Genomic DNA, 13,544 nt, shown 5'->3' with positions numbered 1-13,544 from the left:
CTCTAGCATCCTCCGATAAATCAAAGCGGAGGAATCATGCATTCAGCAACAGTCTGGCTCTCGTCGCTCACGCTGGCCGCGGCCGGCGGCTGGCTTGCGGCAACGGTGTTTTCAGCGCCGGCCACCAGCAAGGAGCCGCGCTTCCCGCAGCTCACGATGGAGCAGCTCAGCGACCTGCAAAAACCGCTCGGCGAGCAGATCATGAAGGTGTCGAGCGTCGGCATCGGTGGTCCCTACAATCCGATGATCCGGAGCCCGGTGCTCGGCCAGCGCCTCTACGATCTGTTCTATTATCTGCGCTGGCAGACCTCGGTACCGACCAGGCTGAACGAGTTCGCGATCCTGATCATCGGCCGGCAGTGGCGCTCGCAGGTCGAGTGGTTCGCGCACGCGCCGCTCGCTGCCAAGGCCGGCCTGCCGCCCGACGTCATCGCCGAGCTCAAGGCCGGCAACCGGCCGTCGAAGATGGCCGACGACGAGGCGGTCGTGTACGACTTCGTCACCGAGCTCACCACGACCAAGAAGGTCTCCGACGAGACCTATGCGCGGGCCAGGAAGATTTTCAACGATCAGCAGATCGTCGACCTCACCGCGGTCGCCGGCAATTACGTGATGGTGGCGATGATCCTGGCGATGGCCGAAGAGACGGTGCCGCCGGGCAAGGAGGAGCCGTTCAAGGTGGGAGAGAAGTAGGGGCGGCGCGGACTCCGTTCACCTCGCCCCGCGTGCGGCAGGGGTGTCCGGGGAAATTCAGGCATAGCGGAGCTCCATCTGGTCAGGTGAGATGGTTGATTTCCGACGGCTGGGGTTGATGGGCGGAGGTTTGTCGATGGCAGCGAGGGATCGACGCGTGAGCAGGAGCTGGCCGACGAGTTCGGCGAACCTGAGCGGGAGCATTTTGATGCAGTTGGTGTGAGCGGCGATGCGCAGCAGCAGGTAGGCAATCATCGCAGCGAGCACCTGAAGGCGGATCGCGTTGTCGTTGGCGCCGAGGAACTTGCGAATATCGAGATGCTGCTTGATCCAGCGGAACAGCAGCTCGATTTGCCATCGGCTCTTGTAGAGGGCGGCGATCTCGACGGCGCTACGGACAAGGTCGTTGGTCAGGAGTGTGATCTTGCCGCCTTTCTCGCGTCTGATCTTGATGCGGCGGAGCGGGATTGGAAGGCGCGAATCGCCCTTGCTGGTGAGCTTCACCTCGTCATCGGCAAGGATTTCGAAGCCATCCCCGTTACGCTTGCGGATGGCGCGATGCCTGAGCGAGCGAAGACGGATGCTCGTCTTCGCCCGGGTAACGAAGAAAGCCTTGCTATCATTGATCTTCTGCCACCAGTCGAAACGGCAATAGCCCTTGTCAAACACATAGGTGGTGGCGGGCTGGATTGGGGTCTGTCGGCCGATCTCGATGTCATTGACGTTCGCGGCCGTCATCTCGACGCAGGTCGGGACATCGCTCCTTGGGTCGTAGACGACATGCAGCTTCATGCCGCGGATGCGGCCGTTCCACGTCGCCCAACTGCAGACCTTGCCGAGCGGGATCGGACTGGCGTCGATCAGACGCACCATCTCCATGCCTTCACTCCGCAGCTGGCGACGCGCCATCGCCGACAGCGCCGCAAAGGTTTGCGCGAAAATGCCGATCGGACGGCGGGCATTGGCATCGGACAACGTCGAGCGCGACAGCTTGCCGGTTCCCAAGTGATAGTGATGCTGCGAATTGGCGTTGAAGCCAGTCACCACCCCGCGCAGACTGCTGTTGCCGCTAAGCTGGGCATAGATCAGCGCCACCAGATGATCCCAGCTCCTGAACGACTTGTCGTAGGCATCCCCGTCCAGACGATCCACAACCGTCTGAAACTGCCGTCGATTGATCGGTTCAAGCAGCCTTCCAAAAATGCTACCGCGATATCGCATGCTCGGCCCTCTGTGTCTCGACAACCAGAAAAGACCGATTTGCCTCGGTCCTGCCGAGCATGCACCGCGACACAGTGAATCATTCCCCGGACACCCCTGCGCGTGCGGGGAGAGGTCGGAACGCATCGCAGATGCGTTCCGGGTGAGGGGACTCTCCTCAGGCACAGCTATCACCGTGCAAGAGGAAGCAGCCCCTCACCCCAACCCTCTCCCCGTAAGAACGGGGAGAGGGAGTAGGGCGCCGTCGCTATTGGCGCCCGATCGCCCGCTGCAAGGTCGACATCAGTTTCGGGTCGCGGCATTGCGCGACGTTGAAGCGCATGAAGGCGGCGGCCGTCTGCGAGGCGCTGAACACGTTGCCCGGCGCCAGCACGACATTGTCCGCGAGCGCCAGCCGCGCCACATCGGCGGAGTCGCACCCGTCGGGCAGATGGCACCACAGATAGAAGCCGCCGCGCGGCATCAGCCAGGGTGTAACGCCGATGCGCTGCAGTTTGTCGCCGACGTCGCGGCGGGCGCGGGCAAGGCGCCGGCGCAACTCCTCGACATGCTTGCGATAGAAACCGCTCGACAGCACGCCGGCGATGATCTCGGTGGCGACCGCGCTGGGGCCGCCGAAACCGGTCGCGACCTGGAGATCGACGAGATCCTCGATCCAGTCCGCTCGCGCCGCGATGAAGCCGGAGCGCACCGATGCCGACAGCGTCTTGGAGAAGCTGCCGATCCGGATCACGCGGCTCAGGCCATCGAGCGCGGCGAGCCGCGCCGAAGGCCCCGGCTCGAAGTCCGCAAAGATGTCGTCCTCGACGATGGTGAGATCGTAGGCTGTCGCAGCATTCAGCACGCGGTGCGCGGTCTGCGGCGACAGCGTCGCACCGGTCGGATTATGCAGCGCCGAGTTGGTGACATAGAGCCGCGGCCGCTCGGCGGCGAGTGTCGCCTCGAAGCTGGCGACATCGGGGCCCGATGCCGTGTAGGGCACGCTGACGATGCGAACCTGATGCGCGCGCAGCAGCGCCCGGAAATTGAAATAGCAGGGATCGTCGACCAGCACAGTGTCGCCCGGCCGCAGCAGGAAGCGGCAGACGAGATCAATCGCCTGCGTGCCGGACGCGGTCAGCAAGAGTTGCTCGGGCGGCACCTCGAGGCCCTCGTCGGCAAACCGCGCCATCAGGATCCGGCGCAGCGTGAGCGAGCCGCGCGTCGCGCCATAGTCGGAGAGCACGGCGTCGTCGGCCCGCGCGAGGCCGCGCAGCGCGCGCCGCAGCGCCTCGGTCGGCATCCACTCGGCGGGCAGCCAGCCGCAGCCGGGTTTGAGCGCGCCGGTCTCGGCATCGAGCGATTGCCGCGACACCCAGAACGGATCCACCGCGCGGTCGCGCTGCGGCTGGTCCTTTGCGAGCGCGAGCGGCGGCAGCGCCGCGGACGAGACATAGAAGCCGGAGCCGGGCCGGGCCCGGATCAGGCCCTCGGCGACGAGGCGGTCATAGGCCTCGACGACGGTGGAGGGCGAGACGCCCATGGTCGCGGCGAGGCCGCGGATCGAGGGCAGGCGGTCGTCGGCGACCAGCGCGCGGCTCGCCACCTTGGCGCGGATCGCGTTCATCACCTCGGTGGTCCGCATCGCCTTTGGCGCATCGGATTGCTGTTGCAAGTGTATGCCTACCTTTGCCCATACAGTTTTACGATATTGTACCGATCTGTAGCTGCCTTGGCGAGCCTCCGCCGGCTATGGTCGGTGCGAGGTCGGACTCGGCTTCACCTCGCCCCGCCTGCGGGGAGAGGTCGGAACGCATCGCCAGATGCGTTCCGGGTGAGGGGGAGTCTCCACGAGTTCGGCCGTTACCGAGTATGCGGAGCCGCCCCTCACCCTAACCCTCTAAGAGCGAGCTTCGCTCGTCTCGGCCCCGCAAGAGCGGGGTGAGGGGGCGCAGTTACGTTTTGGGAAGCAAAGTACGATGGACAAGGCTTCGATCGACGGCTGGGGCAGTGGCCTGCTCGGCGTGATTATCTTCAGCGGCTCGCTGCCGGCGACCCGCGTGGCCGTGGCAGGGTTCTCGCCGCTGTTCTTGACTTCGGCGCGGGCGGCGATCGCGGCGCTGCTCGGCGCCGCGCTGCTGGCGGTGCTGCGCCAGCCCTGGCCGCAGCGCAAGGATCTGGTGTCGCTGACCATCGTCGCACTCGGCGTCGTGATCGGCTTTCCGCTGCTCACCGCGCTCGCGCTCCAGCACATCACCTCGGCGCATTCGATCGTGTTCATCGGGCTGCTGCCGCTGTCGACCGCCGTGTTCGGCGTGCTGCGCGGCGGCGAGCGGCCGCAGCCGCTGTTCTGGCTGTTCTCCTGCATCGGCAGCGCGACGGTCGGCGCGTTCGCCTTGTCGAGCGACGGATCGGCGTCGCTGACCGGCGACCTCCTGATGGTCGCCGCCATCATCGTCTGCGGCCTCGGCTATGCCGAAGGCGCGGCGCTGTCGCGGCGGCTTGGCGGCTGGCAGGTGATCTCCTGGGCACTGGTGCTGTCGGCGCCGGTGGTGCTCTTGATGACGATCATGACGCTGCCGCCGAGCTGGCAGGGCATCGGTGCGCCGGCCTGGCTCGGGCTCGCTTATGTCTCGATCTTCAGCATGCTGGTCGGCTTCGTGTTCTGGTATCGCGGCCTTGCGATCGGCGGCATCGCCAGCGTCGGCCAATTGCAGCTGCTGCAACCGTTCTTCGGCCTCGCGCTGGCCGGCCTGTTGCTGCACGAGCAGGTGCCGTGGTCGATGATCGTGGCGACCATGCTCGTCGTCGTCTGCGTGGTGTTCGCGCGCCGCTTTGCTTGACGTCTGTCTCTCCTCACGGAGAGGAGCGCGGAACGCGCGTCTCGAACCATGAGGCCACAGGCGGGCCTGCATCCTTCGAGACGCCAGCAATCGACGCGCACGCTGTCAATTTGACCGGCCGTGCGTGACGTCAGGAAGCGGGTGCTAGGCGGGCTCCTGCGCTTTCCCGATCCGCCCGAGATGGGTGAAGCCAAAGCCTTTCGAATACTTCAGCCCGTAGCCGAGCGCGCGGTCGATCCCGATATGGGCGAGCCAGATCATCGCGATCGACAGCACCAGCGGCGCCGCGGCGGCAAAGCCCAGCGTCATCAGCGCGACCGGCGCCAGATAGCTGTGGGCGGCGTTGTAGACGATGGCGCCGACCCGCGGGCCGGCGAGATAGGCCGCGAAACTCAAATCCGGCACCAGGAACAGCAGGACATAGACCAGCCACGAGCCCTCCCATTGGGCATAGAGCACGGTCATGCCGAGGAACAGCACGAGGCCCTCCAGCCGGAGCAGGGTGCGCACCCCGCCGGTCGGTGCGCCGGTCTCGACCGTGGCCGTGCTCGTGTCGGTCATCGCCATCTCCCCAGATATCGGAAAATCCTACCGTTTTTGCGCCCGAACCCGTCCACAACCGCCTTTCCGGTTCCGAAATGGCCGTGCTAAGCCATTTCCGAACGAAGCGGACCTCGGCTCGCGCCGGGACGCGGACTGTAGCTAACACGGGCGGAAACAAATGAAAGATATCCTCGATACCCTCGAAGAGCGGCGCGCCGGCGCCAAGCTGGGCGGCGGCGAAAAGCGCATCGAGGCGCAGCACGCCCGCGGCAAGCTGACCGCCCGCGAGCGGATCGAGCTCCTGCTGGACAAGGGCTCGTTCGAGGAGTTCGACATGTTCGTCGAGCACCGCTCGATCGAATTCGGCATGGAGAAGACCAGGATCCCCGGCGACGGTGTCGTCACCGGTTGGGGCACGGTCAACGGCCGCAAGACGTTCGTCTTTGCCAAGGATTTTACGGTGTTCGGCGGCTCGCTTTCCGAAACCCACGCGCTGAAAATCACGAAACTTCAGGACATGGCGATGAAGGCGAGGGCGCCGATCATCGGTCTCTATGACGCCGGCGGCGCGCGTATCCAGGAGGGCGTCGCTGCTCTGGCGGGCTATTCCTACGTGTTCCGCCGCAACGTGCAGGCCTCGGGCGTGATCCCGCAGATCTCTGTCATCATGGGCCCCTGTGCCGGCGGCGACGTCTATTCGCCCGCGATGACCGACTTCATCTTCATGGTGAAGAACACCAGCTACATGTTCGTCACCGGCCCCGACGTGGTGAAGACCGTCACCAACGAGGTGGTGACCGCGGAAGAACTCGGCGGCGCCTCGGTGCACGCCACGCGCTCCTCGATCGCCGACGGCGCGTTCGAGAACGACGTCGACGCGCTGCTGCAGATGCGCCGCCTGATCGACTTCCTGCCCTCGAACAACACCGACGGCGTGCCGGAATGGCCGAGCTTCGACGATATCGGCCGGGTCGACATGTCGCTCGACACGCTGATCCCCGACAATCCGAACAAGCCCTACGACATGAAGGAATTGATCCTGAAGGTCGTCGACGAGGGCGACTTCTTCGAGATCTCGGAGACCTTTGCGAAAAACATCGTCACCGGCTTCGGCCGCATCGCCGGCCGCACCGTCGGCTTCGTCGCCAACCAGCCGATGGTGCTGGCGGGCGTGCTCGACAGCGACGCCTCACGCAAGGCCGCGCGCTTCGTCCGGTTCTGCGATGCCTTCAACATCCCGATCGTCACCTTCGTCGACGTGCCGGGCTTCCTGCCGGGCACCGCGCAGGAATATGGCGGCCTGATCAAGCACGGCGCAAAGCTGCTGTTCGCCTATTCGCAGTGCACGGTGCCGCTCGTCACCATCATCACCCGCAAGGCCTATGGCGGCGCCTTCGACGTCATGGCCTCGAAGGAAATCGGCGCCGACATGAACTACGCTTGGCCGACCGCCCAGATCGCCGTGATGGGCGCCAAGGGCGCGGTGGAGATCATCTTCCGCTCTGACATCGGCGACCCCGACAAGATCGCCGCGCGCACCAAGGAATACGAAGACCGCTTCCTGTCCCCCTTCATCGCCGCCGAACGCGGCTACATTGACGACGTCATCATGCCGCATTCGACCAGGCGGCGGATCGCGCGGGCACTGGCGATGCTGAAGGACAAGAAGGTCGAGATCCCCGCGAAGAAGCACGACAATCTGCCGTTGTGAGGAGAGCGTAGGGTGGGTTAGCGCAAGCGTGACCCGCCGCGTTCGCTCCGCACGATCCGTGGCGGGCCTGACCCGCCCGACAGGTCCGAACCTGATGACCGAAGACGAGCCGACCGACGAGATCTCCGAGATCGAGGCGCAGATCGAGGAGCTTGCCGAGAGCGCCGAGCGATCGCGGCGGATCATTCTCGGCTCGAAGATCGCGATCGCAGGCGGGTTCGGATTGTTACTCATTGCGCTGCTCGGCCTGTTCGGGGCCGGTCAGACCGCGGCACTCGGATCGATCGCGCTGGTGCTCGGCGGTATCGTGTCGCTCGGATCGAATGTCAGCACGTTGCGGCAGACCGAGGCTGCGATCAGCACCGCCGAGGCGCGGCGCGCGCGTTTGATCGGCAATATCGACCTGCGGCTGGTTCACGACGCGCCGCTGAAGCTGATGTGACGGAGTATCGATCTCTCCTAATTGTCGACGGGATCGCGCGCCCGTTTAGATGCCCTGCGAGCCTGGGCAGCGACGCCGGCCCTGCTTGTTCGATACAACGGGCCAATTGTTGCAGTTGTGCAACGGCTCGCTGAATAACCGGCTTCCCGTTCATGCCATATCTTTACTTAGGCTGCGTGGTTTGATCTGCTCAACCTGGGGTGGATATAATCAATGAATTTTCATCGTGGTTTGCTGATTTTGTCAGCCTGCATTTTCGCGTCGGCGTGCGCGTATCCGACCATCAATCGGGAGCGTGTCGTCGAAGTTAGGCACTTTGTAGAGATAGTCGAATGCGAATTGCGAGCAGTTCGCCGTTTCCTTCCAGCGGAGGTGAACCCGAAAATTCCGGACGTGTGGGACATTGGCTCGACGCTCGACTTGACGTTAGTCAGTCGGGTCGATGCTGACGGCAAGGTCTCCTGGGCTATTCCAGTCGACTATTCGCTGACGCCGAGCGTTGGCGGGCATGCTCAGGATACGATCACGGCGCACCTTGCGTTCTCGACGGACCTCGCAGCGGTCTTGTCGACGCCGCCGCCCGCTTGGTGCCAGCCCAAGGATATCGATCCATCGGGTACTGGGCTTGGTCTGGCCGCTTGGATTGAAACGGTGTTTACGGCGATTCCCAGAGACAGCAATGGCGGTCTTACTTATACAAAAATTCTGGAATTGCAGGCGAACGCAGGAGCGCGATTTGGCTGGGTGTTCGCTCCGATCAATTTGGATGTCGGCGCCTCTGTTCAAGGCACGAAAACCAACCAGCTCGTAGTAGGGCTGTCTCCTCATGTGGGTCCTCAAAAAGTAATCATTGTTGGTGACACAACGCACAAGGTCGGAGCCGCATCTCGAATAAGTTCATCGGCGACGCGTACTTTCAGTAATCCCAACTTGAACACTCTGCTGCAACGCCAAGCACCGGTCAGGTTACTTCCTGGCCAGACGCTGCGATAGGAATTAGATCGCGCGGCGCCCGAGACTTGATCCGCGCGACACAACTCGGTATCGCGACGTCTATCATCGGGGCGCACATTTATTGAACGATCCGCTGGCGCGGACCATGTTTTGATTTGGCCGGGGCGCAAATCAAATCCGGACGAATGCAAACTCGGACAAATCATGTCGCGAGAAGGCGGGCGCGCATATCCTCATGCTGTTTGATATGTGAATCGGCTTCTATCCTTGGGTCGTCCCGGCCAAGCGCAGCGCGACCCGGGACCCATAACCACAGCTCGATCTTGTTGCACGACGTTGGGGCCACAGCTTGCTTCAACAACGCAACGCGGTGGTTATGGGTCCCTGCTTCCGCAGGGACGACGGCGGAGCAAGCGACGCGTGTCCTCAGCCTGCCGCCAGCGGCACGTAGTCGTATTCGCCGACGCCTTGCAGGATCAAAAAGGTCAGCGACGTCGTGCCGGCATTGGTGACGAGGTGAGGGCGGGTCGGGCGGACGGCGTAGACTTCGCCGACCTTCAGGTTCACTTCCTCCTTGGGCTCCTGCAGGAACAGCCGCATCTGGCCCTCCAGCACATAGAAGGTGTCGGAGATGTTGCTGTGGGTGTGCCACGGCACCTTCTGGGTCGGCGAGAGTTGCAGCTCCATGATGCGGAAGCCGGGTCGGGCGGCGTGCTGGGCGCGGCGCTCGACTTCGTAGAGATGGCTGGCGTCCTTGACCGGTTGTCCTGGCTTCATGGCGGCCTCCCTGTGGTGTTGTCCCGTCGGGCGGGAAGGCGATGATGCTAGTCCTGTTCTGCCGCGCGCGGAACGGCCGGAATGGTTATGGCGGGCGCGCACGGTGCGTAGGGCGGGACAGCCGTAACGCGCCGCCCGGCAAGACCTCACTTCATCCCCATGCAGTTCGCATAGAATGTGGTCGTCGCCGGCCAGTCGGAGAACATCGCGCGGACGCCGACCTGTCTTGCCAGCACGTCGAGCACGGTCAGCGTGTCGCCGTCGCGGTCGATCGCAGCCTTCACCGACTTGTGGTAGAACGCACCGCCTCGGTTGAGCGGCCCGTCGCGCTCCAGCGACCAGCCGATCAGATCGAGGCCGGCGGCCTTTGCCGCCCTGGCGTAAGCCGACGGGACGATCTCGCCCTTGTCGTTCAGCGCCAGCATCGCGAAGATCGGCGGCCCCAGGATCGCGACGCCGGAGGCCTTCAATTCCTGCATCGACGGCTTCCAGGTCTCCGGCCGGTTCGGATCGAGGCCTGCTTTCTCGTAGCGGTCCTCGAGATAGAGCGCCTGGCCGGCAAAGTCGGGTTCGGTCTTCACCCAATAGAGGATGTCCTTGAGGCTGAAGCTCTGCGGGAACACGTCGCTCGGCGGAATGCCGGCGGCCTTGTAGGCGGCGAGCATCTGGCTCGCATATGTTTCCTGGGTGTAGTCGCCGTCGAACGGCATCGCCACCTCCGGCGCCTTCAGCTCGGGCGTGAATTTTGCGCCGAGACTTTTGATCAAGGCGATGCTCTCGTCATGGCTCATCAGCGTGCCGGAATTGGCGTAGAGGTCGGTGCGCCAGCGCGGCGTGCCGTTCTGGTACCCCTCGGGCGTCCTCGCATCCGGATTGAAGCCGTCCATTTTCGCGGTGAGCCGCTTGAATTCGGCGAGCGTGATGTCGCTGGTGCAGCATTTCGCCGAGGCCTTCCTGCCGGCGGCCGGATCGGCCGGGCTGAAGGGTTGCGTGCATTTTGCGGCGAGATCCGGCACCGTCAGGATGTTGGTCGTGGTGTGCAGGTCGCATTGCGAGTGCCGGCACACCAGCTGGCGATCCCGCGTGAAGGTGACGTCGCATTCGATCACGCCGGCGCCCATCCGCGCGGCGGCGAGATAGGATTCCCGGCTATGCTCGGGGAATTGCAGCGCGGCGCCGCGGTGGCCGATCGAAAAGTCGGTCTTGTGGAACGGCCCGGTGCATTGGCTGAGCTGCTGCTTCAGGGGCCCGTCCTTCATCCTGTCGACCAGATAGAACGGGCGCGGCCCGAGCTGTGCGTCGCGCGGTAGCGCGATCTCCCCGGCGGCAGCCGGCAGCGCGGCGCCGAGGGCGAGCAGGAACGAGAGCAGCGCGGTGCGGTGACGGGCAAGCATGGGTGATCCCGCTGATTGGGCATTGTCAGCAGGCCGACATATCACGGAGCATGTGCCGGCCGCCTGTGCGAAATGAAACCATGGAGAGGAAAACCAATGCCGGCAGCCTATTTCGTCGTCCGCGCCACCGTCACGGACGCCGCCCGGCGTGCCGCCTTCGACGCCTGGTATTCGCGCGCGCATCTGCCGGACGCGATGAAATCGTTCGGCGCCGAGCGCGCCTGGCGATGCTGGAGCCTGAGCGATCCCTCGCTGCACCAGGCGACCAGTCAGTTCGCCGACGAGAAGGCGCTCGAGCGCGCGGTGAGCAGTGAGGACATGAAGCGGCTGGTCGCCGACTTCAACCGTGACTAGCCGGAGGTGACGCGCACGCGCGATCTCCTGGTGCTGGCGGAGGAGGCGACGGCGGCATGATGGTTGCGTGACGTCACGACGTCGACAACCCTCGAGTTCCATGAAACGTGAACGCGCGGTTCAGCGAGCGTTCAGCTCGCGAGGCAAAAACTCGCTGCTGCAGTTGGTCCAACTCAGCAACAAAGGGAACGCTCATGGAACGCCGGGATTTTCTGAAGATGGCCTTCGGTGTCGCCGCCGGAGCCGTCACCTTCGCAGCGCCGGCGCAGGCGGCGCCGCTCGCGCCGCTTCCTCTCAACCAGGATGCACGCGCGCCGGCGGCTGGCGACGCGCATCCGGCCGTCACCACGGGTGACGAGGTCGGCCGCATGAAGCCCGAGGAGGTACGCTGGCATCATCGCCATTGGGGTTGGCGTCACCGGCACTGGCACCGCAGGCATTGGGGCTGGCGTCGCCACCATTGGCGCCGTCATCACTGGCGCCGCTGGTGATGTCGACTCCATGACGAAAAGAAAAACCCCGCGCCAGGCGGGGTTTTGTTAGTTCGGAATCTGCCGCGATCAGATCGGGCGGCAACGGCCGTAGCGCCAGACAAAGCCGTACGGGCAGGCGCGGACACGCGGCGCCACCACGACGGGGCGCTCGACCACGACCGGCGGGCGCACGACAACGGCCCCCGGCGCGACGACGACGCCGCGATTCCTGACGCAGCCGCCATAGGGGCCACGGTGCCAGCCGGGGCCGCAGCCACCGGCCGCATCAGCGGCGCTGATGCCGGCGAATGCGGTCGTCACCAGAACTGCTGCAGCAAAAAGATACTTCATGTCTTCTCCTTTTTTATTTTGGGCCGCGCTGCGGCACCGCAACAAACTTTCGTCTACCGATTCGCCCGGCCGGATCATTGCAGAAGGCGTGCCCGATGTCGCCGACCATAATGTTGCGGCCTGAATGCGACATGAATGTTGCAGCTCACAGCTGCGTCAGCACGCCGCAAGCCGGCTCAGCATCACTTCGAAATATTTCGCGGACGCGGGCAGCCGCGCGCTCATGGCGAGCGTACGAAAATACATCGGAAGGCGAGGCAAGCGAGACCGGCGGTTCATCGACGCTTGCCCGAAGGCGCGCCGCTATTGGTCCGGGCCGAACAGCGCAGCGAATCGCTTCTCGCCGTTGCGCGAAAAATTGACCACGCGGCTGCCCGGCGCAGGGTCGCGTGCGGCCCATTTCAGTTCGGTGAAGCGGTCCATCATGGCAGCACCGAGCGTGCCGGCGAGATGATGCCGTCGCTCGCTCCAGTCGAGGCAGGCCTTGCACACCGGCCGGCGCGGATGCGTCAGCGCATCGGCGTCGATCTGCAGCTCCTCGGCCATGAAGCGCTTGCCTTCGCCGGTGAGCTCGATCGCTTGCTTGCTCTGGCGGACCAGCTTCTGCCGCTTCATGCTGTCGAGCATCTGCACGCCGAGATCGCCGGCGAGATGGTCGTAGCAGATGCGGGCGCGGCGCAGCGCCGGATCCTTCGGCCCGGTGCGCACCCGCATATGGCCGGCGCGAGCGGCAATGCCCTGCAGGCCTTCCAGCACGTCGGCGACGTCGGGGTCGGAGAGGCGGTAGTAGCGGTGGCGGCCCTGCTTCTCGGGCTCGATCAGCCCGCCGACCTCGAGCTTGGAGAGATGCGAGCTCGCCGTCTGCGGCGTGATGCCGGCCTCCTGCGCCAGCTCGCTCGCGGTCAGCGCGCGGCCGGTCATCAGCGCGGTCAGCATGTTGCAGCGTGCGGGATCGCCGACCAGAGCGGCGATCCGGGAGATATCGGGTCCTGCTTTCATAGTTCGATGATAGACGAAGCATCGAGGTCGGACAAGCCGCTATTGTTCACCGTGCCGTCATTGCGAGGATTGCTTCGCTGACGCTCGCAACAACGGAAACATGACCGGAGGCCATCAATGACCGTCACCGTTTTCATCCGCTACCAGCTCGATCCATTCAAGCGCGCGATGTTCGAGGAGTATTCGAGAAACTGGCTCTCGATCATCCCGCGCTGCGGCGGCGACCTCATCGGCTACTGGATGCCGCATGAGGGAACCAACAACATCGCCTTCGCGCTGATCTCGTTCGACAGCCTTGCCGCCTATGAGGCCTATCGCGCACGGCTGCGCCAGGACAAGGAGGGCGTGGCGAACTTCAACTTCGCGGAAGAAAACCGCTTCATCCTCGCCGAGGAACGGACATTTCTCCGCAAGGTCGAGGTATAGTAGGGCCACAACAGCAATGTGCGGGAGGCGCCCATGATCGCAGTGATCTTCGAAGTCTGGCCCAAGCCTGAGCAACGGGATCTCTATTTCGACCTCGCCGCCGAGCTGAAGCCGATCCTGCAGGAGATCGACGGCTTCATCTCGGTCGAGCGGTTCGAGAGCATTACCGAGAAGGGCAAGTTCGTGTCGCTGTCATTCTTTCGCGACGAGGCTGCGGTGGACGCCTGGCGCAACACGATCGAACATCGCCGGACCCAGGCCAAGGGCCGCGCGCGGATTTTCGAGAACTACCGGCTGCGGGTGGCAAGCGTGATCCGTGATTACGGCCTGAACGAACGCGATCAGGCGCCGAAGGACAGCCGCGCGGCGCATGAGCCGCACTAG

Annotated in this window: 17 protein-coding genes; 10 read left to right on the top strand and 7 right to left on the bottom strand. The window is 64.3% G+C overall.

Going from position 1 to position 13,544, the window contains the following annotated elements:
* Positions 1 to 36 precede the first annotated feature (36 nt).
* On the top strand, positions 37 to 693 hold the full coding sequence (locus ACVIHF_RS18470) for a carboxymuconolactone decarboxylase family protein (RefSeq protein WP_225646182.1): 657 nt from the start codon (positions 37 to 39) through the stop codon (positions 691 to 693).
* A 57-nt stretch (positions 694 to 750) separates the two neighbouring features.
* Here the strand turns inward: ACVIHF_RS18470 and ACVIHF_RS18465 are convergent, their stop codons facing one another.
* Together ACVIHF_RS18465 and ACVIHF_RS18460 are read right to left on the bottom strand one after the other, a co-directional pair.
* Complete coding sequence (locus ACVIHF_RS18465) at positions 751 to 1,914, bottom strand: IS4 family transposase (protein ID WP_253605569.1); 1,164 nt, start codon at positions 1,912 to 1,914, stop codon at positions 751 to 753.
* 247 nt (positions 1,915 to 2,161) lie between these two features.
* On the bottom strand, positions 2,162 to 3,520 hold the full coding sequence (locus ACVIHF_RS18460; protein ID WP_253609990.1) for an aminotransferase-like domain-containing protein: 1,359 nt from the start codon (positions 3,518 to 3,520) through the stop codon (positions 2,162 to 2,164).
* A gap of 352 nt (positions 3,521 to 3,872) precedes the next feature.
* On the opposite strand from ACVIHF_RS18460, the gene ACVIHF_RS18455 reads away from it, so the two are divergent.
* A complete protein-coding gene (locus ACVIHF_RS18455) occupies positions 3,873 to 4,736 on the top strand; it encodes a DMT family transporter (protein WP_253608233.1) in 864 nt (287 codons plus the stop codon).
* 144 nt (positions 4,737 to 4,880) lie between these two features.
* On the opposite strand, the gene ACVIHF_RS18450 is transcribed toward ACVIHF_RS18455, so the two are convergent.
* Positions 4,881 to 5,297 carry a DUF4260 domain-containing protein gene (locus ACVIHF_RS18450; protein ID WP_028335494.1) on the bottom strand — a complete coding sequence of 139 codons (417 nt, stop codon included), beginning with the start codon at positions 5,295 to 5,297 and terminating at the stop codon, positions 4,881 to 4,883.
* 160 nt (positions 5,298 to 5,457) lie between these two features.
* Here ACVIHF_RS18450 and ACVIHF_RS18445 point away from each other — a divergent pair, with 160 nt between their 5' ends.
* The 3 genes from ACVIHF_RS18445 to ACVIHF_RS18435 all read left to right on the top strand — a co-directional run bounded on the left by ACVIHF_RS18445 (position 5,458) and on the right by ACVIHF_RS18435 (position 8,425).
* Entirely contained in the window at positions 5,458 to 6,990 is a 1,533-nt protein-coding gene (locus ACVIHF_RS18445; RefSeq protein WP_253608234.1) for an acyl-CoA carboxylase subunit beta, read from the top strand.
* 94 nt (positions 6,991 to 7,084) lie between these two features.
* Positions 7,085 to 7,432 carry a hypothetical protein gene (locus ACVIHF_RS18440; RefSeq protein WP_092090159.1) on the top strand — a complete coding sequence of 116 codons (348 nt, stop codon included), beginning with the start codon at positions 7,085 to 7,087 and terminating at the stop codon, positions 7,430 to 7,432.
* Between the two features lie 213 nt (positions 7,433 to 7,645).
* The gene (locus ACVIHF_RS18435; RefSeq protein WP_253608235.1) at positions 7,646 to 8,425 is read left to right on the top strand and encodes a hypothetical protein; all 780 of its coding nucleotides are present in this window, start codon (positions 7,646 to 7,648) and stop codon (positions 8,423 to 8,425) included.
* Between the two features lie 387 nt (positions 8,426 to 8,812).
* Here ACVIHF_RS18435 and ACVIHF_RS18430 read toward each other — a convergent pair whose 3' ends face one another.
* Together ACVIHF_RS18430 and ACVIHF_RS18425 are read right to left on the bottom strand one after the other, a co-directional pair.
* Positions 8,813 to 9,163, bottom strand: a complete 351-nt coding sequence (locus ACVIHF_RS18430; protein ID WP_253608236.1) for a cupin domain-containing protein — start codon at positions 9,161 to 9,163, stop codon at positions 8,813 to 8,815.
* 146 nt (positions 9,164 to 9,309) lie between these two features.
* Positions 9,310 to 10,557 carry a glycerophosphodiester phosphodiesterase family protein gene (locus ACVIHF_RS18425; protein ID WP_253608237.1) on the bottom strand — a complete coding sequence of 416 codons (1,248 nt, stop codon included), beginning with the start codon at positions 10,555 to 10,557 and terminating at the stop codon, positions 9,310 to 9,312.
* 96 nt (positions 10,558 to 10,653) lie between these two features.
* Between ACVIHF_RS18425 and ACVIHF_RS18420 the strand changes: the two genes are divergently transcribed.
* Positions 10,654 to 10,911 (top strand): hypothetical protein, encoded by a 258-nt coding sequence (locus tag ACVIHF_RS18420; RefSeq protein WP_456792410.1) that lies wholly within the window; start codon positions 10,654 to 10,656, stop codon positions 10,909 to 10,911.
* Positions 10,912 to 11,105: 194 nt separating this feature from the next.
* A complete protein-coding gene (locus ACVIHF_RS18415) occupies positions 11,106 to 11,402 on the top strand; it encodes a twin-arginine translocation signal domain-containing protein (RefSeq protein ID WP_253608239.1) in 297 nt (98 codons plus the stop codon).
* A 69-nt stretch (positions 11,403 to 11,471) separates the two neighbouring features.
* Here the strand turns inward: ACVIHF_RS18415 and ACVIHF_RS18410 are convergent, their stop codons facing one another.
* The gene (locus ACVIHF_RS18410; RefSeq protein WP_028338226.1) at positions 11,472 to 11,735 is read right to left on the bottom strand and encodes a GCG_CRPN prefix-to-repeats domain-containing protein; all 264 of its coding nucleotides are present in this window, start codon (positions 11,733 to 11,735) and stop codon (positions 11,472 to 11,474) included.
* Between ACVIHF_RS18410 and ACVIHF_RS18405 the strand changes: the two genes are divergently transcribed.
* Positions 11,734 to 11,859: a hypothetical protein gene (locus ACVIHF_RS18405; RefSeq protein ID WP_256520351.1), complete on the top strand. Its 126-nt coding sequence runs from the start codon at positions 11,734 to 11,736 to the stop codon at positions 11,857 to 11,859. The genes ACVIHF_RS18410 and ACVIHF_RS18405 overlap by 2 nt on opposite strands.
* Before the next feature lie 179 nt (positions 11,860 to 12,038).
* Here ACVIHF_RS18405 and ACVIHF_RS18400 read toward each other — a convergent pair whose 3' ends face one another.
* Complete coding sequence (locus tag ACVIHF_RS18400; RefSeq protein WP_253608240.1) at positions 12,039 to 12,734, bottom strand: ArsR/SmtB family transcription factor; 696 nt, start codon at positions 12,732 to 12,734, stop codon at positions 12,039 to 12,041.
* 117 nt (positions 12,735 to 12,851) lie between these two features.
* Here ACVIHF_RS18400 and ACVIHF_RS18395 point away from each other — a divergent pair, with 117 nt between their 5' ends.
* Positions 12,852 to 13,160 (top strand): NIPSNAP family protein, encoded by a 309-nt coding sequence (locus ACVIHF_RS18395; protein ID WP_050384507.1) that lies wholly within the window; start codon positions 12,852 to 12,854, stop codon positions 13,158 to 13,160.
* A gap of 33 nt (positions 13,161 to 13,193) precedes the next feature.
* Positions 13,194 to 13,544 carry an antibiotic biosynthesis monooxygenase family protein gene (locus tag ACVIHF_RS18390; RefSeq protein ID WP_253608241.1) on the top strand — a complete coding sequence of 117 codons (351 nt, stop codon included), beginning with the start codon at positions 13,194 to 13,196 and terminating at the stop codon, positions 13,542 to 13,544.

It is taken from the genome of Bradyrhizobium sp. USDA 4506, assembly GCF_054058795.1.
This window is presented reverse-complemented; position numbering and strand designations above follow the sequence as displayed.

What these genes read in the sequence shown, in the direction of transcription:
- ACVIHF_RS18465 (WP_253605569.1), bottom strand. Translation starts at nt 1,914, where the DNA reads ATGCGATATCGCGGTAGCATTTTTGGAAGGCTGCTTGAACCGATCAAT.
- ACVIHF_RS18425 (WP_253608237.1), bottom strand. Translation starts at nt 10,557, where the DNA reads ATGCTTGCCCGTCACCGCACCGCGCTGCTCTCGTTCCTGCTCGCCCTC.
- ACVIHF_RS18400 (WP_253608240.1), bottom strand. Translation starts at nt 12,734, where the DNA reads ATGAAAGCAGGACCCGATATCTCCCGGATCGCCGCTCTGGTCGGCGAT.
- ACVIHF_RS18460 (WP_253609990.1), bottom strand. Translation starts at nt 3,520, where the DNA reads ATGAACGCGATCCGCGCCAAGGTGGCGAGCCGCGCGCTGGTCGCCGAC.
- ACVIHF_RS18445 (WP_253608234.1), top strand. Translation starts at nt 5,458, where the DNA reads ATGAAAGATATCCTCGATACCCTCGAAGAGCGGCGCGCCGGCGCCAAG.
- ACVIHF_RS18390 (WP_253608241.1), top strand. Translation starts at nt 13,194, where the DNA reads ATGATCGCAGTGATCTTCGAAGTCTGGCCCAAGCCTGAGCAACGGGAT.
- ACVIHF_RS18450 (WP_028335494.1), bottom strand. Translation starts at nt 5,297, where the DNA reads ATGACCGACACGAGCACGGCCACGGTCGAGACCGGCGCACCGACCGGC.
- ACVIHF_RS18435 (WP_253608235.1), top strand. Translation starts at nt 7,646, where the DNA reads ATGAATTTTCATCGTGGTTTGCTGATTTTGTCAGCCTGCATTTTCGCG.
- ACVIHF_RS18395 (WP_050384507.1), top strand. Translation starts at nt 12,852, where the DNA reads ATGACCGTCACCGTTTTCATCCGCTACCAGCTCGATCCATTCAAGCGC.
- ACVIHF_RS18410 (WP_028338226.1), bottom strand. Translation starts at nt 11,735, where the DNA reads ATGAAGTATCTTTTTGCTGCAGCAGTTCTGGTGACGACCGCATTCGCC.
- ACVIHF_RS18405 (WP_256520351.1), top strand. Translation starts at nt 11,734, where the DNA reads ATGTCTTCTCCTTTTTTATTTTGGGCCGCGCTGCGGCACCGCAACAAA.
- ACVIHF_RS18430 (WP_253608236.1), bottom strand. Translation starts at nt 9,163, where the DNA reads ATGAAGCCAGGACAACCGGTCAAGGACGCCAGCCATCTCTACGAAGTC.
- ACVIHF_RS18440 (WP_092090159.1), top strand. Translation starts at nt 7,085, where the DNA reads ATGACCGAAGACGAGCCGACCGACGAGATCTCCGAGATCGAGGCGCAG.
- ACVIHF_RS18415 (WP_253608239.1), top strand. Translation starts at nt 11,106, where the DNA reads ATGGAACGCCGGGATTTTCTGAAGATGGCCTTCGGTGTCGCCGCCGGA.
- ACVIHF_RS18420 (WP_456792410.1), top strand. Translation starts at nt 10,654, where the DNA reads ATGCCGGCAGCCTATTTCGTCGTCCGCGCCACCGTCACGGACGCCGCC.
- ACVIHF_RS18455 (WP_253608233.1), top strand. Translation starts at nt 3,873, where the DNA reads ATGGACAAGGCTTCGATCGACGGCTGGGGCAGTGGCCTGCTCGGCGTG.
- ACVIHF_RS18470 (WP_225646182.1), top strand. Translation starts at nt 37, where the DNA reads ATGCATTCAGCAACAGTCTGGCTCTCGTCGCTCACGCTGGCCGCGGCC.